At 65.5% G+C, this 20,094-nt stretch carries 21 protein-coding genes; 10 read left to right on the forward strand and 11 right to left on the reverse strand.

Features of this window, described 5'->3' with window-relative positions; genetic code table 11:
• The 5 genes from QMF22_RS17400 to QMF22_RS12590 all read right to left on the reverse strand — a co-directional run.
• Positions 1 to 112, reverse strand: a 112-nt coding sequence (locus QMF22_RS17400; RefSeq protein ID WP_349357100.1) for a hypothetical protein, incomplete at its 3' end; no start/stop codon positions are given.
• 418 nt (positions 113 to 530) lie between these two features.
• Positions 531 to 941 (reverse strand): RidA family protein, encoded by a 411-nt coding sequence (locus QMF22_RS12575; protein WP_283454105.1) that lies wholly within the window; start codon positions 939 to 941, stop codon positions 531 to 533.
• Positions 942 to 953: 12 nt separating this feature from the next.
• A complete protein-coding gene (locus tag QMF22_RS12580) occupies positions 954 to 1,505 on the reverse strand; it encodes a dihydrofolate reductase family protein (protein WP_283454106.1) in 552 nt (183 codons plus the stop codon).
• A gap of 35 nt (positions 1,506 to 1,540) precedes the next feature.
• A complete protein-coding gene (locus QMF22_RS12585) occupies positions 1,541 to 2,467 on the reverse strand; it encodes a Ppx/GppA phosphatase family protein (protein WP_283454107.1) in 927 nt (308 codons plus the stop codon).
• A 26-nt stretch (positions 2,468 to 2,493) separates the two neighbouring features.
• On the reverse strand, positions 2,494 to 4,800 hold the full coding sequence (locus QMF22_RS12590) for a hypothetical protein (protein ID WP_283454108.1): 2,307 nt from the start codon (positions 4,798 to 4,800) through the stop codon (positions 2,494 to 2,496).
• Between the two features lie 186 nt (positions 4,801 to 4,986).
• Between QMF22_RS12590 and QMF22_RS12595 the strand changes: the two genes are divergently transcribed.
• The gene (locus QMF22_RS12595) at positions 4,987 to 6,453 is read left to right on the forward strand and encodes a glycoside hydrolase family 1 protein (RefSeq protein WP_283454110.1); all 1,467 of its coding nucleotides are present in this window, start codon (positions 4,987 to 4,989) and stop codon (positions 6,451 to 6,453) included.
• Between the two features lie 156 nt (positions 6,454 to 6,609).
• On the opposite strand, the gene QMF22_RS12600 is transcribed toward QMF22_RS12595, so the two are convergent.
• On the reverse strand, positions 6,610 to 7,344 hold the full coding sequence (locus tag QMF22_RS12600; RefSeq protein WP_283454112.1) for an ABC transporter permease: 735 nt from the start codon (positions 7,342 to 7,344) through the stop codon (positions 6,610 to 6,612).
• On the reverse strand, positions 7,341 to 8,093 hold the full coding sequence (locus tag QMF22_RS12605) for an ABC transporter ATP-binding protein (protein ID WP_283454114.1): 753 nt from the start codon (positions 8,091 to 8,093) through the stop codon (positions 7,341 to 7,343). The genes QMF22_RS12600 and QMF22_RS12605 overlap by 4 nt, the downstream gene beginning before the upstream one ends.
• A gap of 119 nt (positions 8,094 to 8,212) precedes the next feature.
• Here QMF22_RS12605 and QMF22_RS12610 point away from each other — a divergent pair, with 119 nt between their 5' ends.
• The 3 genes from QMF22_RS12610 to QMF22_RS12620 all read left to right on the forward strand — a co-directional run bounded on the left by QMF22_RS12610 (position 8,213) and on the right by QMF22_RS12620 (position 10,447).
• Complete coding sequence (locus QMF22_RS12610; RefSeq protein ID WP_283454116.1) at positions 8,213 to 8,797, forward strand: SOUL family heme-binding protein; 585 nt, start codon at positions 8,213 to 8,215, stop codon at positions 8,795 to 8,797.
• A gap of 187 nt (positions 8,798 to 8,984) precedes the next feature.
• The gene (locus QMF22_RS12615; RefSeq protein WP_092108227.1) at positions 8,985 to 9,551 is read left to right on the forward strand and encodes a LemA family protein; all 567 of its coding nucleotides are present in this window, start codon (positions 8,985 to 8,987) and stop codon (positions 9,549 to 9,551) included.
• A gap of 11 nt (positions 9,552 to 9,562) precedes the next feature.
• Positions 9,563 to 10,447, forward strand: a complete 885-nt coding sequence (locus QMF22_RS12620; protein WP_283454119.1) for a M48 family metalloprotease — start codon at positions 9,563 to 9,565, stop codon at positions 10,445 to 10,447.
• A gap of 236 nt (positions 10,448 to 10,683) precedes the next feature.
• Here the strand turns inward: QMF22_RS12620 and QMF22_RS12625 are convergent, their stop codons facing one another.
• A complete protein-coding gene (locus tag QMF22_RS12625) occupies positions 10,684 to 11,904 on the reverse strand; it encodes a winged helix-turn-helix domain-containing protein (protein ID WP_283454121.1) in 1,221 nt (406 codons plus the stop codon).
• A gap of 115 nt (positions 11,905 to 12,019) precedes the next feature.
• Between QMF22_RS12625 and QMF22_RS12630 the strand changes: the two genes are divergently transcribed.
• Together QMF22_RS12630 and ilvA are read left to right on the forward strand one after the other, a co-directional pair.
• On the forward strand, positions 12,020 to 13,444 hold the full coding sequence (locus QMF22_RS12630) for an AI-2E family transporter (RefSeq protein ID WP_283454123.1): 1,425 nt from the start codon (positions 12,020 to 12,022) through the stop codon (positions 13,442 to 13,444).
• A 3-nt stretch (positions 13,445 to 13,447) separates the two neighbouring features.
• Positions 13,448 to 14,683 (forward strand): threonine ammonia-lyase, encoded by a 1,236-nt coding sequence (ilvA, locus tag QMF22_RS12635; RefSeq protein ID WP_283454125.1) that lies wholly within the window; start codon positions 13,448 to 13,450, stop codon positions 14,681 to 14,683.
• Positions 14,684 to 14,805: 122 nt separating this feature from the next.
• Here ilvA and greA read toward each other — a convergent pair whose 3' ends face one another.
• Positions 14,806 to 15,297, reverse strand: a complete 492-nt coding sequence (gene greA / locus QMF22_RS12640; protein ID WP_283454127.1) for a transcription elongation factor GreA — start codon at positions 15,295 to 15,297, stop codon at positions 14,806 to 14,808.
• Positions 15,298 to 15,402: 105 nt separating this feature from the next.
• Positions 15,403 to 15,903 (reverse strand): DUF4307 domain-containing protein, encoded by a 501-nt coding sequence (locus QMF22_RS12645; protein ID WP_283454129.1) that lies wholly within the window; start codon positions 15,901 to 15,903, stop codon positions 15,403 to 15,405.
• Positions 15,904 to 15,991: 88 nt separating this feature from the next.
• Here QMF22_RS12645 and mca point away from each other — a divergent pair, with 88 nt between their 5' ends.
• Complete coding sequence (mca, locus tag QMF22_RS12650; RefSeq protein ID WP_283454131.1) at positions 15,992 to 16,840, forward strand: mycothiol conjugate amidase Mca; 849 nt, start codon at positions 15,992 to 15,994, stop codon at positions 16,838 to 16,840.
• Complete coding sequence (locus tag QMF22_RS12655) at positions 16,837 to 17,100, forward strand: hypothetical protein (protein WP_283454133.1); 264 nt, start codon at positions 16,837 to 16,839, stop codon at positions 17,098 to 17,100. Before mca ends, QMF22_RS12655 begins: the two co-directional genes overlap by 4 nt.
• Before the next feature lie 13 nt (positions 17,101 to 17,113).
• Here QMF22_RS12655 and trhA read toward each other — a convergent pair whose 3' ends face one another.
• Entirely contained in the window at positions 17,114 to 17,815 is a 702-nt protein-coding gene (trhA, locus tag QMF22_RS12660) for a PAQR family membrane homeostasis protein TrhA (RefSeq protein WP_283454135.1), read from the reverse strand.
• Positions 17,816 to 17,884: 69 nt separating this feature from the next.
• Here trhA and QMF22_RS12665 point away from each other — a divergent pair, with 69 nt between their 5' ends.
• The gene (locus tag QMF22_RS12665; protein WP_283454137.1) at positions 17,885 to 18,670 is read left to right on the forward strand and encodes an isoprenyl transferase; all 786 of its coding nucleotides are present in this window, start codon (positions 17,885 to 17,887) and stop codon (positions 18,668 to 18,670) included.
• Between the two features lie 61 nt (positions 18,671 to 18,731).
• Positions 18,732 to 19,853: an aminotransferase class V-fold PLP-dependent enzyme gene (locus QMF22_RS12670; protein ID WP_283454139.1), complete on the forward strand. Its 1,122-nt coding sequence runs from the start codon at positions 18,732 to 18,734 to the stop codon at positions 19,851 to 19,853.
• Positions 19,854 to 20,094 lie beyond the last annotated feature (241 nt).

A 20,094-nucleotide genomic window follows, 5' to 3' on the forward strand; every position in this document is an offset into this window, starting at 1 on the left:
CTTCCAACGCCCGATCGACCGTCCCTCGAGAGACTCCGACCAACCGGCCGATCTCCCGCTTCGAGTGCTGGCCCGTTGAAAACAGCTGGCGTATCTTCGCCCAATCATCCATATTGATCACCCTCCAAAGTGGCTGGTGGCCCTGTTTTCAATCGGCGATACTGGCCCTATTTTCGGTCGGCGTTAACAACCGTGGCAACAGGTTTGGGTTGAGGATCATGAATAGTTCGGCGTCGATAGTCGACGCCGCACTACGGACAAATTGCTGTAATCGTGCTGATGCCACTTGTGGCACTTCTTGCCGCCGTGCGCCAGTGCTGTGCCAGTGTCAATGACTGTATTTTCCAAGAGCTTTACCTATTACGACTGCGCGCCTCGTGCTGGGACCGCTTGACACGGGATCGACCGGGTCAGTTTTGGTAGGAGACGATGTATTGTTCAGAGCGCCAACCGGGGAGACGGCGACGAGACAAGTCGAGAGCTGCGACCAAAACGGATGCGGGGCGGTGGGCGGTATGCCCGCTTGGTGGCTACGACCCCGCGCCGAGTCCTTGTTGGGGGAACGCAGCGACGGCTTCGATTTCGACGAGAGCGCCCGCGCGGGCTGGGGTGACCGCTAGTACCGTGACCGCGGTGCGACGGTTTCCCCAGACCGTGGCAGTGGCCGCGTACGCCTCACCGGGGTCGATTCCGTTCGCGAGATAGATGGTCAGCTTGACCACATATTCGGGGCCGGTTCCAGCTTCAGCGAGCACCGCGAGCACATTGCGCAAAGCCTGCTCGGTTTGCGCTCCGAGCCCATCGAGCAGCGCGCCGCTGCGATCAGCGCCGTTCTGCCCGCCAACGTAGAGAATGGGCCCAGCGGGCGCGATCATGCCCTGCGCGAAGGTGGGGCTCTGAAAAAGCTCGGACGGGTCGATCGGTGTGGGATAGATCGTCATGGTGCTGTCCCGTCAGTCGGCGCGCAGGCCGTAGGTGAGCAGGGCGTTGCCCTTGCTCGTCGTCAACGACTTCTGCATCGTCAGCCGCGTCAGTGGATCGGTCGGCTCGAACAGGTGGCGGCCAACGCCCGCCACGACGGGGTGCGTCATCACGGTGAGCGAGTCGAGCAGGCCGGCGAAGAGCAGTTGGCGTACGAGCGAAATTCCGCCGACCAGCGAAATCTCGCCGCCCTCCGTGTTCTTCAGGTCGGTCACGAACTCGTCGAGGTCGCCGGTGATCAGCGTGGAATTCTGCCAGGCCAGCTCGCCGGTCAGCGTGCGCGAGGCGACGAACTTCGGCACGGGATTGATGAAAGCGCCGAACGGGTCGTCATGCTCGGCGCTCGGCCAGTAGCTTGCCCACTGTTCGTAGCCAACCCGGCCGAGCAGCACGGTGTCGACGCGGTCCATCATCGAGGTCATTTCCACACCGAGCTCTTCATCGAAACTGTCGAATTGCCAGAGGTTGGGCGATTCGACGACGCCGTCGAGGGACATGAACAGGCCGGCGGTCAGTCTTCGCATCAGGGCTCTCCTATGAGTCGGTGTGAAAGGGCATACTAACGCAGCCGGTCGAGGTAGCGCAGAATGACGCCTTCGCGCAGCGCCCACGGCGACACCTCGAGTTCGGCAGCCCCGAATGCGGCCATCGCTGCGCCCAGCACGATGCCTCCGGCCACGATCTGAAAGGTGCGGTCGGCGGTGATTCCGGGCAGCGCCGGGCGGGCGTCGGCGGGGATGCGCGCCAGCCGCGGGACCCAGTCATCGAGTTCGGCGCGTCCCAGACGGAGCCGGTCGGCGGCGCCGACGCCATCAGAGGTTGTGCCGGCCAGACGGGCCAGCGAACGAATCGCCTTCGAGGACCCGACAATGTGGTGTGGGGCCGGTAGGTGCGCGAACGCGTCAACCGCATCGCGCAAAACGGATGCCGCGTGCTTACGCAACTTAGACACCTCCTCCGGCAACGGGGGATCGTGGTGCAGAAAGCCGATCGTGCTGCGTCCGGCCCCGAGCGGAAGCGACAGCGCGACCTCGGGAAACTCAGCTCCGCCGGCAGCGATCTCCAGGGACCCGCCGCCAATGTCGAAGAGGAGAATATTGCCGGCCGACCAGCCGTACCAGCGACGCACCGCCAGAAAGGTCAGCCGGGCTTCGTCCTCGCCGGATAACACCTGCAGAGTGACACCGGTTTCCCGTTCGACCCGGTCGAGCAGTTCGGGACCGTTGGTCGCGTCGCGCAGCGCCGAGGTCGCGAACGGCAGCAACTCGTCGATGTTGTGCTGCTGGGCAACATCCGCTGCGTGTTGTACAGAGCTCAGAACCGCCGCGACACCTTCGTCATTGATTGCGCCCTCGGGCGTGATGTAACGCATGAGACGCAGCACGCTCTTGTCGGCGGCCATCGGCACCGGGGGAGCGCCTTCGTGCGCGTCGACAACCAACAGGTGGACGGTGTTCGAACCGACGTCGAGAACTCCTAGGCGCACATGTGTACGATACCGCTTGCCGGGCGTTAGCGCTGAGCGGGTGCGATGAACCGCTGCCAGGCCCACGCGCTGGCGCACACAGCGGCGAAGGTTGCCGCCGTGATCCACAGCGTCATGCCCGTGCCCGCACTCTGCAGCTGTTCGACCATCGGTGACAGTGCTGCGAACAGAATTCCGTACGTGACGACGGTCAGACCGGTCCAGAGCAGCGGCGACCAGGACAGAATGCGACGCCCGCTGGTGTGGCCGACGGGCACCAGAATCAGCACCGCTGATCCGATGGCGGCGAGCACGATCGTGTTGCCCGTCTCCGCGGCCAGCGACGTCACGAAATCACTGGCTGCGGGCATCAGCGAGCCGAACGACCAGGCCAGAACGGCGAAGGCTGCCAGAGCGCCTACCCGCACGGCGGCGAGCTGACCGCGCTGCGCCGTCGTGGGGTTTGCGGGCGAGGGGTGCGCGCCGTGCGGGCCGACGGCATCCGTCGTGGCGGTGAGGGTGACGCTGCCGAGCAGCCCGAACAGCAGGGCGGGGTGAATGTCGAACAGGCGGGACGCGATCGCCGCCGCCGCGATGAGCAGCAGGTAGCGCGGCAGAAAGGTGACTGTTCCGCGCAGCCGCAGTACGCGGGAACTCCACCACAGCGGAACCAGAATGGCCACCGCATTGACCAGCACCAGCCCGATGATCACGGCGACGAGCAGACGCAGGTAAGCCGGCTGGTCGACGATCGGACCGGACAGCATGACGAACGTCGCCGCAGCCAGGAGCGCCGCTCCGCCGCGCAACCAGCGGTTGAGCCGCACGGTTGGTGCAACCTCGAATTCCTCGCGCACCCGGTTGCGTCCCGCCAGAGAGGGGAGTGCCCGAAGCGGTCGGCCGCCGCGAGAGCGGGATATGGTGCCCGCGAGCAGGCGCAACGGCACGGCAATCAGCAGGAGCGCCCCCAGGGCGAGCAGACCGGCCTGAAACCACGGAAACGGCGAGCCGGTGCCCGTCGGGCCGATGGCCGCCGCAAACCGAGTCGGGTCATTCCACTGGCCGGGGAAAGCGGATGCCGCAGCCCCTTCGTTCTCCGACTCCGCCGCTTCCGGGGCTGGCGCGGTGGTCCCCGGCTCCGGGGTCGGCGACGGCTCAACCGGAGGTCCGGGTGCGGCAACCGCGCCATCCGGCGACGGCGAGGCCGATGCGCTCGGAGTCGGCGTGACCGGTGGCGTCTCCGAGGCGGACTCAGACGGCGTCGGCGTGCTCTCAGCCACATAACTGACCGATGCGGGCGTCGAGCCCGCTCCGACATTGCCGGCGTTGTCCTTCTGTACGGCGATGACCGAGTACGACCCGGCGGCCACTCCACCGGCCGAGCAGGTCCAGGTTCCGCCGATCACCGGGGCGGAGCAGACCGAGTAGGCGCCGGCGAACACCGTCACCGTGGCGCCGGTTTCACCGGTACCGGTGTACTGGGCGCCGGCCACGGACACCTGCGCGCCAGCGCTCGGAGAGGTCAGGACCGGAGCCTTCGGCGCGGTGACGTCGAATGTGATCGCGACCGCTGTGCTCGGGTTCGACGATGTCGGGCTGCTGAAGGAGGATGTCTGGCTCGCCGTCACGTCCAGGCTGCCGTTGCCGAGGCCCGAGAACAGGCAGGCCCAGGCGCCGGAACTGTCGGCGGTGCTGTTGCAGGTATCCCCGTTGGGCAGGGTCGCCGTCACGACGGCCTGCGGGTGCCCGGTTCCTCGCACCCAGCCGTTGGACTCCGACCCGGTCAACCCGCCGAGCACCGTCGGGGCGCCGAGTACGGCAACGGAGATCTCGGAGCTCAGAGTCGGACTGCCGGTCACCACCACCCGCAGCATGATGTTGGGTCCGTTTTGCAGGTAGACGTTGTCGCAGCTCCACGTCGTCGACGTGTCGGTCTCCACCGCTGCGTCACTCGGGAAGATACAAAGGGGGTCCCCACCTCGCGGCGACAGCAGCTGAATTTGCTGGCCAGCAGCCTTCGTCCCCGACACTGCGGTGCGGTTGCTTCCGACGAATTGCCCGTTGTCCGGGCGGCTGATCTGTGGAGCCGGCGCTGGGCCGGTCGTCGCGTTGGGAATCGGCTCCTCGGTCGCGGTCGGCGTCGCCTCGGCCGGCGTCGGCTCTGTCGCTGTCTCGTCTGCTGCAGTCTGCGGCGCCGAATTCGCCGGAGCCTCGTCGGCCTGTGCGGTCGATAGCGCGGGAGCCGCAAGCGCAATGGCGCAGCCGAGCAACACGGCTGCTAGAGCCGCAACGCTGCGGGAGTGCCGCGGGCGCGCCGACGTGATCAAGACTGCGGTACGAGCCGATGCGGACACAATTCACCCCCTGTCCCAAGTTGAGGGGTAGACGGTGGCAAAGTCAACCTCCCGCACCTGCAAATAGAGTAACAAACCAGAGGAATTCTTCGCGGACCACAAAACCTACCGTCAGTCGGTCGTAAACGTGACACCCTCAAGAGAAGCGGATGCCCCGCGCCGCCCGCCGAAAAGAGCCGCACCCAGATGAATCCCACGCCCCGTACCCCGGCAGCACCAGCGAATCGCGCCATCGCCGCCCGGGACTGGGAACATCGTGCCGTCGAGTTCGGCGACCGACTGCCGACCGGGTTCGAGGTGGCCGTGGCCACCTCCGCCTTTCAGGTCGAGGGCGCCGCGCGCGATGGCGGCCGCGGTGACAGCGTCTGGGACACCTTCAGCCAGGTGCCCGGTCGCATTCGCGATGGCTCGAACGCCTCCGTCTCAGCAGATCACGTGAAGAACTACGGCGAAGACACCGCCCTGCTGCGTGACCTCGGTGTCGATTCCTACGCGTTCTCCTTTGGCTGGACCCGGCTGCAGCCGGAGGGCCGTGGCGCCCTGAACCGTAATGGACTCGCGTTCTACGACCGGTTGCTTGACGCGTTGCTGGCCGACGGCATCCGTTCGACCGCGACACTCTCGCACTGGGACCTGCCAGCTGCCCTACGCGGCGGCTGGCTGAACCGCGACACCGCGGGCCGCTTCGCCGACTACGCCCACGCCGTTGGGGAGATTTTCGGCGACCGGATCGACGCCTGGGTCACCCTGTTCGAGCCGGCCACGGTCACCACGAAGGGGTATGCGCTCGGCACGCACGCGCCCGGCCGTACCCTGCTGTTCGATGCCTTACCGACCGCGCACCACCAGCTGCTCGCACACGGACTAGCCGTGCAGGCCCTGCGCGCCGCCGATGTTCCTGGACGCATCGGTCTCGTCAACGCCCACACCCCCGTGCAGTCCGCCACCGACCGCGACCAGGACCGCTCCTACGCCGCCCTCTACGACCTGCTGCAGAACCGCCTGTTCGCCGACCCCGTGCTGCTCGGGCACTACCCTGACCCGCTCGAACCGTTCGCGGTCGAACTGCGCACCCTGCTCGAGGCCGACCCCGCCGACCTTCGCACGATCCAGCAGCCGCTCGACTTCTACGGCCTGAGCTATACCGAGCCCGCCCGGGTCGCGGCCGGCCCGACCGTGCTGAAGGCCCCCGATGGTCGGCCGATTCCGGTCACGTCGTGGCCGTTCCACCTCGAGGCCTTCCGCGAACACTCGACCACGTCGGCCGGCACAGTCAACGCCCCCGAAAACGTCGCCGTGGCGCTCGCCGAACTCGTCGCACGCTACCCCGATCTGCCCCCGGTGTATCTGTCGCTGGCCGGCGGTGCCTTCGCCGACCAAGCGGATGCCCGCCATCAGGTGCACGATCCCGCCCGGGTCGACTATCTGGCCGAACACCTCGTGGCAGCCCTCGAGGCGACTGCCCCCGGAGCGCCAGCCGGCGCCATGGATCTCCGCGGCGTGACGTTCTGGTCCCTGCTCGACGCGTTCGAGTGGAACGCCGGCTACACCCAGCCGACCGGCCTCGCGCACGTCGACTTCGCTGATGACCGTCGAACCCGCACCCCCAAGCTGAGCTACCGCTGGCTGCAGCACGCACTGGCCAACCGTTAACCGGCGCCGGCTCAGCGCGGAGTCGGGTTTTCCGCGGAGTTGCGAGTTTCGAGGGTAAGTGGGGAAGCTCCGAGTGCACTTTTCGGAGCTTCCCCACTTACCCTCGATGTTTGAGCGGGGAGCGGATGACCCGACTCCGCGCGTCCCCATCGAGGACTACGGCGTGCGCCGCCTCAGCGTCACCGACCCGAGCACCACCGCTCCCACAATCCACGCCCCGATGATCAGCAACTCCCCACCGACATAGGCGGCATCCTGCGAGTCGGTCGCAACCGCCTGCAGGGCGTCGATCGCGTGGGACAACGGCAACCAGTCGCTGATGGCTCGCAGCACATCGGGCAGCTGGTCGCGGGGCAGAAATATGCCGCCGAGCAGAATCTGCGGAAACACCAGCGCCGGCATGAACTGCACCACTTGGAACTCGGTGCGGGCGAACGCACTCGCGAGCAGGCCGAGGGTCGTGCCGAGCACAGCATCCGCCACTGCGACGGCGAGCAGCAGCCAAACGGATCCGCTGATCTCCAGCCCACACACCCACACCGCGAACCCCACCGCGACGGCCGATTGCGCCACCGCGAGCAGCCCGAACGCGAGCGTGTAGCCGAGGATGAGATCGCCCTTGCCGAGCGGCATCGACAGCAGGCGCTCGAGCGTGCCGGTGCGGCGTTCCCGCAGGGTGGTGATGCTTGTCACAAGAAACATCACGATGAAGGGAAACAGCGCGATCATGCCCGGCCCGATCATGGCGAATACCGGGGTGTCCGAGAAGATCCAGGCCAGCAGGCCGATCAGTAGGCTCGGCACGACGAGCAGCAGCACGATCGTGCGCGGGTCGTGTCGCACCTGGCTGAGCACCCGACCGGCGGTCGCGAGGGTGCGTTGCGGGTTCACGAGTCGCCCCCGTCGCCCGGGCCGGCAAGCGGATTCCGCGCTATCAGCGCCAGGAACGCCCCCTCGGTATCAAGTGTGCCGGTCGAAGCCAGCAACCCCGCCGGGGTGTCATCGGCCAGAATCTCGCCGTCGCGCATGAGCAGCAGCCGGTCGCAGCGGCTGGCTTCGTCCATCACGTGGCTGGAGACGAGCAGGCTCGTTCCCGAGGCGGAGAGCTGGTGAAAGAGCGTCCACAGTTCGACCCGCAGCAGCGGATCGAGGCCCACTGTCGGTTCGTCGAGCACGAGCAGGTCGGGGGAGCCGAGCAGGGCCCCGGCGAGCGATACCCGGCTGCGCTGCCCGCCGGAGAGCGACCCGACCAGCTGACCTGCCTGAGTCGTGAGGTCGGTCAGGGCCAGTACCCGGTCGACGTCGCTGCGCGGGGCCCCCAACACGGCACGGAAATATTGCAGGTTCTGGCGCACGGTGAGGTCGTCGTAGACGCTGGCATCCTGCGTCACGTAGCCCACCCGGTGGCGCAGCGCCGCCGAGCCGGCCTCCCGGCCGAGCACCGTCACGGTACCGGACTGCACCACCTGCACGCCGACGATCGTTCGCAGCAGCGTGGTTTTGCCGCATCCGCTGGGGCCGAGCAGGCCCACGACGACGCCGCGGGGAACACTGACCGACAAACCGTGCAGCACCGGATGCTTTCCCCGCCGCACGTGCAGATCGGTCACGTCGATCGCGAGGGCGGATTTGTTCACCATGCTCGAACTCTCCGCCGCTGCACCCGCCGTGTCAAGCCCACAATGGGCGGTTTTGGTGCGTCTGACGCGAATGTCGAGACGCGGAGCGAGAACCCAGCCATCTGCAGTAGCTTCGGTGCGTGACCGAGCAACAGCCCTATCAAGTCGTGACGCACTACGAGGATTTCGAGTTGCGCCGATACCCCGCGCATCTGGTGGCCGAGGTCACCACCGACGGCCCGTTCGAAGACGCCGGGAATCGGGCCTTCCGCCATCTGTTCGCGTATATCACCGGGGCCAACCAGTCACTCCAGAAAGTCGCCATGACGGCGCCGGTGGTGCAAACGGATGTCGCCGAAAAGATCGCGATGACCGCGCCAGTACTGCAGCAGAGCGTGAACGATGTCTCTGGCGCTGCGGCCGGGGAACAATTCCGGGTCGCTTTCGTGCTGCCCACAGGGATGACGGCCGAGACAGCGCCGCAACCCACGGACCCCACAGTGCACCTGCGCACCGTGCCCGCCAGCCTCGCCGGTGCGCTCCGCTTCAGCGGACGCTGGAGTCAGACGCGTTACGAACAGCATCTCGAGGAGTTAGGCGCGGCGCTCGCCGCGGCCGGGCTCAGCGTCGTGGGGGCACCGAGATTTGCCCGATTCGACCCGCCGTTCAAGCCCTGGTTTCTGCGCCGCAACGAGGTGCTGCTCGACGTCGAAGAGCCCGGCTGACCTGCGCTGGCCTGTCCGCCGGGGGAATCCCTGCGCGCCTTGAGCTTGCTTGGAGTGTCATGGGAAGCGGGTGGGAGCCTCCGGGGTCGCCGTTAGTATAGGCAGGTACGCACGGGGGGTCGTTTTTGGCCAGTTCCTGTCTCCGTGCCAACGTACACATCTCGCCAATTTGCAAGGAGACGCTGCCATGGAATGGCTCATCCCGGTTTTGATCGTCGTCGCACTCGTCGCCATCGTGGGTATCTACCTGTGGTCGACGTACAACTCTCTCGTGACGCTCAACGTGCGCGTCGACGAAGCGTGGAGCGACATCACGGTGATGCTTAAGCGTCGTGCGGACCTGCTTCCCAACCTGATCGAAACGGTCAAGGGCTATGCGGCGCACGAGAAGAGCGTGTTTGAGAACGTGACCAAGGCTCGGGCCGAGACGCTGTCTGCCCAAGGCCCGGCCGACGCATCCGCTGCTGAGAATCACATGCAGACCGCGCTGAAGAGCATCTTTGCCGTCGCTGAGGCGTACCCGCAGTTGCAGGCCAGCCAGAATTACCTGCAATTGCAGGGCGCGATCGTTGACACCGAAGACAAGATCCAAGCCGCGCGTCGGTTCTACAACGGTGGCGTGCGCGAGATGAACACCAAGATCAAGGTGTTCCCCAACCACCTGTTCGCCGTCAACCTTGGTTTCACCGAACGCGAATTCTTCGAGGTGGCCGATTCCGCAGCGATTGCGGAGCCGCCTCGCGTGCAGTTCTAACGGAGCGCTAGATGTACAGCGCGATAGCCAAGAACAAACGCAACACCGTCTTCATCATCTTTTTTTTCATCGCCTTGATCACCGGCCTCGGCTGGCTCGCGGGTGTGGCCTACGGTATCAACGGTTACACAGCGCTCATCATGACGATCGTGATCGCCTCGGCGTACGTACTCATCCAGTACTTCGCGGCGGGTCGCCAGGCCATTTCAATGAGTGGCGGAATCAGGGTCAACAGTCAGTCTGATCACCCTCGGCTGTGGCGCACGGTCGAGAATCTGTCGATCACCACCGGTACGCCGATGCCCGAGGTGTACATCATCAACGACCCGGCGCCGAATGCGTTCGCCACCGGGCGTGATCCGCAACACGCGATTGTCGCAGCCACCACCGGACTGCTCGACATCATGGACGACGCTGAACTCGAGGGCGTCATGGCCCACGAAATGGGTCACGTGCGCAACTACGACATTCGGCTTTCGATGATCGTCTTCGGGCTCGTCGTCGCGATCGGCTTCGTGTCCGACATCTTCTTGCGCATGGCGTTCTTCGGTCGCAACAACAACAGTAACGGCAACCCCGTGGTAATGGTCTTCGGCCTTGTCGCCATGATCGTGGCTCCGCTGATTGCGACTGTCGTTCAGCTCGCAGTGAGCCGCCAGCGCGAATACCTGGCGGATGCCACCGGCGCGTTGACGACGCGCCATCCCGACGCGCTCGCTTCAGCCCTGGCCAAGCTCGGCGAATACGGCCGCCCGATGAAGAAGCAGAACACGTCGATGGCGCACCTGTGGATCGCCGACCCACTTAAGAAGGGCGCCATGGCGAAGCTCTTCGCGACGCACCCGCCGCTCGAAGACCGCATCGCGCGCCTCACCGCAATGGGCAGCAAGTTCTAACCCCATACCGCTGACCCAGCTTTCTGCAGATCGGCTCGCGTCGGTCGATTGCGGTCTCGACAGGCTCGACCAGCGGTTTTTGCGAGTTTTGAGGGTTTCCGGGGGCCGCCGCACGCTTTTCGTGGTCCCCGGAAACCCTCAATGTTTGAGCGAGGAGCAGGTGACCCTTCGGCGCGACGACCGACCGAAGTTCGACTCCGCGGCCAAGCAGGTGACCCTTCGACGCGACGACAGGCCTATCGCAGCTCGAACGCCAGGGCCGACGCCAGGTTGCCGCGCGGAGCGACGACGATCTCGCCGAGCCCCTGCCACGCCGCGGCCTCCCGCAGCACGTGCGCGAGCCGGCCCGCGGCATCCGCCGGCGCTGAAAGCTCGGCCCAGGCCGCCTGCACGCGCAGCGCCCCGGCCTGTCGGTCGTTCTTGAGGTCGACCCGGCCAACGACCGTGTCGCCGAGCAGAATCGGAAGCGAGTAGTACCCGAAGATCCGCTTTGGTTCCGGAGTGTAGATCTCGATGCGATAGTGAAAGTCGTACAGGCGTAGCGTCCGGGCACGTTCCCAGACCACCGGGTCGAACGGTGACAGCACCGCCTGGGCGTCCATGGTTCGGGGGAGTCTGGCGTCCCGATGCAGCCAGGCGGCCCCGGGGGTACCCCGCGGCCCCCAGCTCGGCACCTCCACCGGAATAAGCTCGCCGGTCTCGGCCAGCTCCCGAACAGCCACCAGCGTCGGCGCTGACTTCAGCCGAAAGTAGTCCGCGAAGTCCTTCACTGTGCCGATCCCGTGCGCACGAGCCGAGCGGCGCACCAACTCGCGGTGGGCATCCGCTTCGGTAATATCCCGGTCGAGCAGCACAGCAGAGAAGACCTGCTCGGGCAGGGCATACACCCGTTCAAAGCGGATGCGCCCAGCGCTCACGACGTCGCCCCAGCGGAACAGCACTTCGAGCCCGGTCTTCACGTCGGACCAGCCCCACCACGGTCCGCTGCGCTTGTTGGCGTCGTGCTCGATCTCGCTCGCACGCATCGGGCCGTTGGCGGCGAGTTCGGCCAGGAGCCATTCCAGCATCGGCTGGTTGGCACCCGACCAGTTATCAACGGTGCGCGCCGACCGGTCCCGATTTTGCTGCATGCGCCAGCGAAACAACGGCCAAACGTCAATCGGCAAAAAAGATGCCTCGTGCGCCCAGTATTCGGTGAAACGGGCCTCGCGTCCGGTTGTGAGGCGGTCGAGCTGAGCCTTGTCGTAGGGGCCAAGGCGGCTGAAAGCCGGCATGTAATGACTGCGTTCAAACACGTTGACGGAGTCGATCTGCAGCAGCTCGAGCCGGTTCACCAGAGCGGTCAGCTGGCGAATACCGACCGTCGTGGTCGGGCGGGCTCCGAACCCCTGTGCGGCCAGTGCGATTCGCCGCGCGAGCGCGGGTGAAATCGTTGTGGGGGAGACTGTGTGAACCATCTTTTCGACTCTATCCGGCGAACGGGTATGCCAGCCATTCGGGCGGCACAATCATCTGTTACGCCGCACGGGAGGATCGCGTTGTGAGGCCACGCGGCAGTCCTAGACTGGGCGAGTGAGTGAATCTACGGGCAATCCGGGCGCGCGCGCCCTGCTACGTCTGCGCCGCCGGCAGGGTCTTCAGCGAGCCCGTGCTGAGCGTGCACGCGCGAGCGTCGATCAGGGCGGTTCCGAACTCGTTCTCACCCCGGTTGAGGTGGTGGCCCCGGCCCCGGTGCCCAACGGGGTCGACGAGAATCTGCCGGCCGGCATCCGCTTGGCTGGAGCGTGGTCCTGGCGCCTGATTGTGATCGCAGCAGCCATCGCCGTGCTGATTTTTCTCATCATACAGCTGCGGCTCATCATCATTCCGCTGCTGGTCGCGGTGCTGGTGTCCGCGCTGTTGGTTCCCCTCGTGGCCTTCCTGGTGCGACATCGGTGGCCCAAGGGGCTTGCCGTAGCCGTTGCGATGTTGGGCACACTTGTGCTCGTCGCCGGCTTGGTCACTTTGGCTTCCACCCAGATCGCCGAGGGCACGGTCGGCTTGAGCGCTCGCCTCACGGCGAGCTTCGACAGCCTCAAGTCAGTGCTCGCAGCCTCACCCCTGCAGTTGTCCGAACAGGAGATCAGCAGCTATCTGGATCAAGGGTGGCAAGCGATTCAAAACGACAGCGCCGTGTTCATCAGCGGTGCCCTCTCGGTCGGTACCACCCTCGGGCATCTGCTCACCGGTCTGCTCCTGGCGCTGTTCAGCCTGCTGTTCATTCTCATCGACGGCAAAGCCATCTGGGCCTGGATCGTGCGATTCTTTCCCCTGCGTGCCCGCGCCGCCGTCGACGGTGCCGGTATCGCCGGCTGGACCACCCTCGGTAATTTCGCCAAGGTGCAAATTCTGGTGGCCTCCATCGACGCCGTGGGCATTGGTGTCGGTGCCGCCCTGCTCGGAGTGCCGATGGCCATCCCGATTGGTATTCTGGTGTTCCTCGGCTCCTTTATTCCCATCGTCGGTGCCGTGGCGACCGGCTCTGTCGCCATTATCATCGCCCTGATCTTCAACAACTGGGCCGTCGCCCTCGGCATGCTCGGTGTGGTGCTGCTCGTGCAGCAGGTTGAAGGCCACGTTCTGCAGCCGCTCATCATGGGAACGGCCGTGAAGGTGCATCCGCTTGCCGTCGTGCTCGTGGTTGCCGCCGGAGCGTTGCTCGCCGGAATTCCGGGCGCCTTGTTCGCCGTTCCCGTTGCTGCGGTGCTCAATGCCATGACCAGTTACATAGCGGGCGGCACCTGGCGGTCGAGTCCGCCGACAGCGGCTCCGGCGACCGGTTCGGTGCTGTGGCAGACCGTGCCGCAGAGCAGGCCGGGCTACCGACCGACCGGTGCGCCGGAACGCACCGCACGGGTGCGCCCGCGGAGCATTCGCACCGCTCGTGACGGCTCAGCCCGCAGCACCCCCTCAGATTTGAGCGCACCTCGCGCCCCGCAGGACAGTTCGGAGAACTAAGACATGCCAGAGACCACCCTCCTCGCACCCACCCTCGCTGAGTTCGAGGCCGCGCGCACGGTTGTCGCCCAGGTCGCCGATGTGACCCCCATGGAGAGCTCGCGGTACCTCGCCGACGTGCTGGGAGCGCCGGTGTACCTGAAGTGTGAGAACCTGCAACGCACCGGTTCGTACAAGATTCGCGGCGCCTACAATCGGCTGTCCAAGCTTACCGACGAAGAGAGAGCCCGCGGCGTCGTCGCGGCCTCGGCTGGCAACCACGCTCAGGGAGTGGCGTTCGCCGCCCGCGAGCTGGGCATCAAGGCCACCATCTTCATGCCCGTCGGCGTCGCGCTGCCCAAGCTGTCGGCCACGCGGGACTACGGCGCCGAGGTCATCCTGCGCGGCACGACCGTGACCGAACCGCTGCTCGCCGCGGCGGAACACGCCCGCGAGACCGGGGCGATCCTCATCCCACCGTTCGACCACGTGGATGTCGTCACCGGGCAGGGCACACTCGGCCTCGAGATCCTTGACCAGGTTCCCGACCTCGAAACGGTCATCGTTCCCATCGGCGGCGGCGGGCTGATCTCCGGAGTGGCCAGTGCGCTCAAGCAGCGCGCCGCGCGCGACGGGCGCCGCATCCGCGTCATCGGGGTTCAGGCCGAGAACGCCGCCGCCTACCCGCCCTCCCTCGAGGCCGGTGAAGCCACGATGATCAGCATCCTGCCGACCATTGCCGACGGCATCGCCGTAGCCAAGCCGGGACTGCTCAACTTCGAGATCGTGCGCGACGCCGTCGACGAGATCGTCACCGTCAGCGAGGACGACACCGCCCGGGCGCTGCTCGTGCTGCTCGAGCGCGCCAAACTCGTCGTCGAGCCGGCCGGAGCCGTTGCCGTTGCGGCCATCCTGGCTGGCAAGGTCACTCCGACCGGGCCGACCGTGGCCATCCTCTCCGGCGGCAACATCGACCCGCTGCTGATGCAGCGGGTGATCAGCCACGGCCTCGCCGCGTCGGGGCGCTACCTCACGCTGCGCATCATGCTGCCAGACCGCCCTGGCCAGCTGGCGCGCATCTCCGAGCTGCTCGCCGAGGCGACCGCGAACGTCATCGAGGTGCTGCACACCCGGCACGGCGTCGGCCTGCAGATCAGCGAGGTCGAACTCGACGTCAGCGTCGAGACCAGGGGCCCTGAGCACCGCCAGCACGTCGTAGACACCCTGCGCGCGGCCGGCTACGACCCGCAGATCGACTAGCCGTGCTCGCCGGCCGGCGGTGTGGTCCCGGCCACCCCGCATAACTCCTGCAATTTGGGACCACTCTCGTTCTAACTCGGCCGCAAAATGCAGGAGTCGTGGTGGAAAACCGACCGGACGGGTCAGGCTCCGGTGAAGGTCTCCACGTTGGTGACATGCACGCTGATTTCCTTGCCGTTCGGCGTGGTGTAGCTCGTCTTCGCGCCCACCTTCAAGCCGATGATGGCTGCGCCGAGCGGGCTCTGCTCGCTGAACACGTCGAGGTCGCTGTTGGCGCCGATCTCGCGGCTGCCGATCAGAAAGCGGCTCTCGTCGCCGGCGATCGTGGCGGTGATGACGGTGCCGGGAACGACGATGCCGTTGCTTTCGGGAGCGTGGCCGACTTCAGCGGTGCGCAGCAGCACGGTGAGGGTGCGAATACGCGCCTCCATCTTGCCCTGCTCTTCTTTGGCCGCGTGGTAGCCGGCGTTCTCCTTGAGGTCGCCCTCTTCGCGCGCAGATTCGATCTTCTTCGCGATGTCGCCCCGGCCGAAGTTGCTCAGTGTCGCCAGTTCCGCTGCGAGTCGGTCGTGGGCTTCCTGAGTTAGCCAGGTGACCGTTGTGTCGGTTGTCACGAGTGATCTCCTTTATTACGGTCGAATGTGACGCTCGAGCGCAGAAAGCCCGAGGGTCGCGGATACAGTCGACGCCCCGGCGATTGCCGAGGCGAATACGTCAGTTTAGGTCAGCCAGCACTGGTAAATCAAACCCGTGTTGCTCAGGTCGGTGGTGCGTAAAATCTCGGTGAATGACCGGTTGTACAGCGTTGACGGCGGCAGATCGATGATCTTCCAGCCAACCACAGAATAGCTTTCGTTGAGGGCCTGTACTGCGCAACTCGCCGTGCGGTTGACCGGGAGGGACACCTCGAACGTCACGCTGACCGAGTGCTCATCAATGATGGTGTGCCCAATATCGCGTGCCTCGATTTGAGTGGATGCTCCATCCAGGCCGGTCCACAGCACCCACGCTCCCAGCACCAACACAAAAATGCCGCCCAGGCCCCAGAGGACCCGGCGGTCGCGTTTCTTACGGCTGGGTGTGCGCCCGTAGCGCGATTGGATCACGGCGCTCTCGATCGGCGCGGGGGCCGACGTCTCGTCGGATTCGTCCAGGTGGTAGGGCTCGCGGCTCGGCTGAACTCCGGCAGGCGTGCTGTTTTGGGGCACTGGTGATTTCACACTTTCACGGGAGCGATTAGGCTGGTATCTAGGTTATCTGGCCTAAGGTTATCCGGCATTCCTGAGGAGTATGGTGACGCTGCGACTGATGGCTGTGCATGCCCATCCCGACGACGAGTCGAGTAAGGGCGCGGCAACGTATGCCTACTACCGCAGCCTCGGCGCCGAGGTGATGATCGTGAGCTGTACGGGCGGCGAGCGGGGCAGCATCCTGAACCCGGCCCTGAGCGGTCATGCAATGGCTGAGCGCGATATCTCCGGCCTTCGCCGTCTTGAGATGCTGGGCGCGCAGCGTGCACTCGGGGTGCAGCACCGCTGGCTCGGCTTCGAGGATTCCGGCATGAACGAGGACAAATCGGTGCCGCCGAACTCGTTCGCTGATATTCCGCTGGAGCATTCGGCCGAACCCCTGGTCACGCTGGTGCGGGAATTTCGTCCCCAGGTGCTGATTACCTACGACGAAAATGGCGGCTACCCGCACCCCGATCACATCCGCTGCCACGAGGTCTCCCTCGAAGCGTTTCGTGCTGCCGCTGACCCCGAGCGGTACCCGAATTCGGGCAGGCCGTGGCAGATCGACAAGCTCTACTACGATCGCATCTTCAACCTCGAACGTATCGACGCGATGTACCTCGCCCTCAGCGTCAAGGAGCCAGACTCCCCGCTCTTGGAACCGCTCGGCGAAGCCCGCGAATGGATGAAGAACTACCCCCCGCTGGCCACCACCCATGTTCCGGCCGGTGAATTCCTGGAGGCGCGCGATGCCGCCCTCCGATCGCACGCCAGCCAGGTTTCCCCCGAAAGTAGCTTCTTCTTTTGGCCCAATGACCTCGTTCGTGAGGCCTGGCCCTATGAAGACTTTCAACTCGTCGAATCGAAAGTAGACACAGCAATGCCCGAATCTGATCTCTTCGCCGGAATTCAGGACGACGAATGATCCTTCTGATCAACGTCGTACTCGCCGTCACTCCGACCCCGGACCCCGACTTCGACCCGACCACCGTCACCCCGGGTGTCATCGGCTTTGTCGCCTTCTTCTTCGTGGCGGCAGCGACCGTACTGCTCTGTCTCGACGTGGTGCGTCGCATCCGTCGCACCACGTATCGTGCGCAAATCAAGGAACGGCTCGAAGCGGAAATCGCCGAGCGTGACGCCGACTCGACCTCACCCAGCACATCGGGCGACAAGCCCGAATAGTCGCGCCCGCCCGTTACGGGTAGAGCGGATGCGTGGCGATCAGCAGAATCGCCGCGAAATGACACAGGAACGCCACGACCGTGAGGGTGTGGAAGATCTCATGGAAGCCGAACACGCCCGGAACCGGGTTGGGCTTCTTGAGCCCGTAAACGACCGCGCCGACGGTATAGCAGAGCCCGCCGATCAGAATGAGCGTCATCATGGTGGCGTTGGCCTGAAAGAAGTCCACGATGAATAACAGTGCGCCGTAACCGAGCACCAGGTAGAGCGGAACATAGAGCCAGCGCGGCGCGTGGATCCAGAACACCCGAAAGATGATGCCGAGCCCGGCGCCGCCCCAGACCAGCCAGAGCAGCAGAGTGGCCTTCTCCGGCGGCAGTGCGAGCACGGTGATCGGCGTGTACGACCCGGCGATCAGCAGAAAGATGTTGGCGTGGTCGATGCGTTTGAGAATGATGCGGGTGCGCGGCTGCCAGTTGAAGCGGTGGTACAGCGCCGAATTGCCAAACAGCAGCATCGAGCTCAGCACGAATACGGCCGAGCTGATTTTGGCCGCCGACCCCTCAGCCAGCACCAGCAGTACGATGCCGGCGACGATCGTGACGGGAAAAGTTCCGGCGTGAATCCAGCCGCGCCAGGTGGGTTTCACGTCCTCCGGATGGGCGTCAGCCGCCTCGATCAGCGGCAGATTGGGGATATCGTGCTCGGTGGCCATGCTGCAAGGATACGACAGGGCGAGCCCCGGGTGCCCCGAACGCTCGTCGGAGTGGACTAGCGTAACTGTGTGCAGAAACCCCAAGTTCCCTCAGCGCGCGGCCTCCTCTACAGGCTGTATCAGCGCCGCCTGAGGCGCGGACTGACGCCGGAGCACCTGCCCCGTCACGTAGCCATGATCATCGACGGCAACCGCCGCTGGGCCAGACAACTGGGGTTTCAGACGGCCGCACACGGTCACCGTGCCGGAGCCGCGAAGATGCGCGAATTTCTGGAATGGTGCGACGACCTCGGAGTCTCGGTCGTCACCCTGTACCTGCTCTCCTCCGACAACCTCACCCAGCGGCCCGCTGACGAACTTGCCGATCTGATCGAGATCATCGCCGATCTGGCCGAAGAGCTCTCGCACTATCGCGATTGGCGGGTGCAGCAGGTGGGGTCCAAGGCTGGCCTGCCGCTTCCGCTGGTCGCCGCCCTTGACGCAGCGGATGCCCGCACCAGCGACCGTACGGGCCTGCACGTGAATCTCGCGGTCGGCTACGGCGGGCGCACCGAGATCACAGACGCGATGCGCAGCATCGTCGCCACCCACCACGCGCACGGCGGCACGCTGGAAGACCTCGCGGAGACGCTCACGCCCGAGCTGATCGGCCAGCACCTGTACACCGGCGGTCAGCCCGACCCCGACCTCGTGATTCGCACCTCGGGTGAGCAGCGGCTGAGCGACTTCATGCTGTGGCAGAGCGCGCACAGCGAGTTCTACTTCGTCGAGGCGCTCGGCCCGGACCTGCGTCAGATTGATTTTCTTCGGGCACTGCGCGACTTTTCCCGCCGGCAGCGCCGGTTCGGCGGCTAGACCCGTTGGTGGGGTGAGACCAGCGGGGGAGTATTCGATTTCCAATTGATTGGACCCAAGCATGAATTCGCTCCTGAGCTTCACCGATGGCTTTCGACATGAACCCGGCTACCTCAACTATGGCCGGGTCGGTCCGCTCTCCGAAGCCGTCGTCGCCGAGACCCTGGGTCAGACCGAGGTGCTCTCGCGTGCCCGCTACGGCAGCCTCGACCACCTCGCCGAGCAGGATCTGCGTGCGCGCACCGCGGTATCCGCTCTCACCGGTTTCACGCCCGAACAGGTCGTGCTGCAGCCCAACACCAGCTCGGGACTGATGCAGGCTATGTTCGGTCTGACCGGTTCGGTGCTGTTGTCTGCGGGGGACTTTCCCAGCGTGCCGTTCGCCGCAGTTCGGGCCGCTGAGGCCCTGCATGTGGTCGCCCCGCTCTGGTTGCAGACCGAGCATGGCCGCGTAACTCCGGGGCAGATCCGCGACCAGCTCACGCCGGCCGTCGCGGCCGTTGCTGTGTGTCTGGTCGATTCCCGCACCGGCTATCGGGCCGACCTCGAGGGAATCCGTCAGGTCATCGGCGATCGCTTACTCATCGTCGACGCCATCCAGGGCTTCGGCGTCGTCGATGCCGCCTACGAGGCAGCGGATGTTGTGGCCTCCGGTGGTCAGAAATGGACGCGGGCCGGCTGGGGAACCGGTTTTCTGGCCCTCAGCGAGCGGGCGCTGGAACGGCTCGTGCCGGTGTATTCCGGCTACGTCGGCACCGATACCGACGAGCCGTGGGACGAAGTGACCCCGCCGAGCCGTGCAGCCAGTGCCTTCCGGGTGACCAACGGCGACTCCATAGCGCAGGCGCGGTTCGCCGCAGCCCTCGAGCAGATCGCCGACGTGGGTGTCGACGTCATCCAAACCGCCATGAACGACAACGTCTCGCAGATCATCGAACTCGTCGACGAATTCGTCACCGACATCGTCTCGCCCCGCGATGTTCGCGAACGGGCGGGCATCGTCGTACTCGAGCCTCCGGCTGAGTTGCTGACCACCCTCGTGGCCAGCCTGCACAACCACGGCATCACGGCGACCACCCGTGGCACCACCGTGAGGCTTAGCGTGCACGCGGCCCTCGACCCTGACACGGTGACCATGCTGAGGGGTGCGCTCACCGCCTACACGCTCGCCGCTACCTACTAGCATCGCTGCGGTCCAGACTCGGCGTCTGCCCCAACGTCAGGTGAACGTCAGATTTCGGTGGGCGTGTCGGGTTCCATTTAGCGCCGGTAAGTCGTAGCGTCGCTTTCATCAGGTACGGCACCTGATCGAGACGGCCATATAAGTACGGCTCGAGAATTGCTTGATGGCCAGCTCGCCAAAGTGATCCGCGTCCTCGTGGCGCAGGGTGGGAGTGGCTGTGACCGACGTTCGAAATGACGGC

The organism is Cryobacterium sp. PH31-L1 (assembly GCF_030063145.1).
In the GTDB taxonomy this organism is placed as follows: Bacteria; Actinomycetota; Actinomycetes; order Actinomycetales; family Microbacteriaceae; genus Cryobacterium.

Coding starts and splice junctions, on each gene's coding strand:
- QMF22_RS12575 (WP_283454105.1), bottom strand. CDS start 941: ATGACGATCTATCCCACACCGATCGACCCGTCCGAGCTTTTTCAGAGC.
- QMF22_RS12580 (WP_283454106.1), bottom strand. CDS start 1,505: ATGCGAAGACTGACCGCCGGCCTGTTCATGTCCCTCGACGGCGTCGTC.
- QMF22_RS12595 (WP_283454110.1), top strand. CDS start 4,987: ATGAATCCCACGCCCCGTACCCCGGCAGCACCAGCGAATCGCGCCATC.
- QMF22_RS12605 (WP_283454114.1), bottom strand. CDS start 8,093: ATGGTGAACAAATCCGCCCTCGCGATCGACGTGACCGATCTGCACGTG.
- QMF22_RS12615 (WP_092108227.1), top strand. CDS start 8,985: ATGGAATGGCTCATCCCGGTTTTGATCGTCGTCGCACTCGTCGCCATC.
- QMF22_RS12620 (WP_283454119.1), top strand. CDS start 9,563: ATGTACAGCGCGATAGCCAAGAACAAACGCAACACCGTCTTCATCATC.
- QMF22_RS12625 (WP_283454121.1), bottom strand. CDS start 11,904: ATGGTTCACACAGTCTCCCCCACAACGATTTCACCCGCGCTCGCGCGG.
- ilvA (WP_283454125.1), top strand. CDS start 13,448: ATGCCAGAGACCACCCTCCTCGCACCCACCCTCGCTGAGTTCGAGGCC.
- mca (WP_283454131.1), top strand. CDS start 15,992: ATGGCTGTGCATGCCCATCCCGACGACGAGTCGAGTAAGGGCGCGGCA.
- QMF22_RS12655 (WP_283454133.1), top strand. CDS start 16,837: ATGATCCTTCTGATCAACGTCGTACTCGCCGTCACTCCGACCCCGGAC.
- trhA (WP_283454135.1), bottom strand. CDS start 17,815: ATGGCCACCGAGCACGATATCCCCAATCTGCCGCTGATCGAGGCGGCT.
- QMF22_RS12670 (WP_283454139.1), top strand. CDS start 18,732: ATGAATTCGCTCCTGAGCTTCACCGATGGCTTTCGACATGAACCCGGC.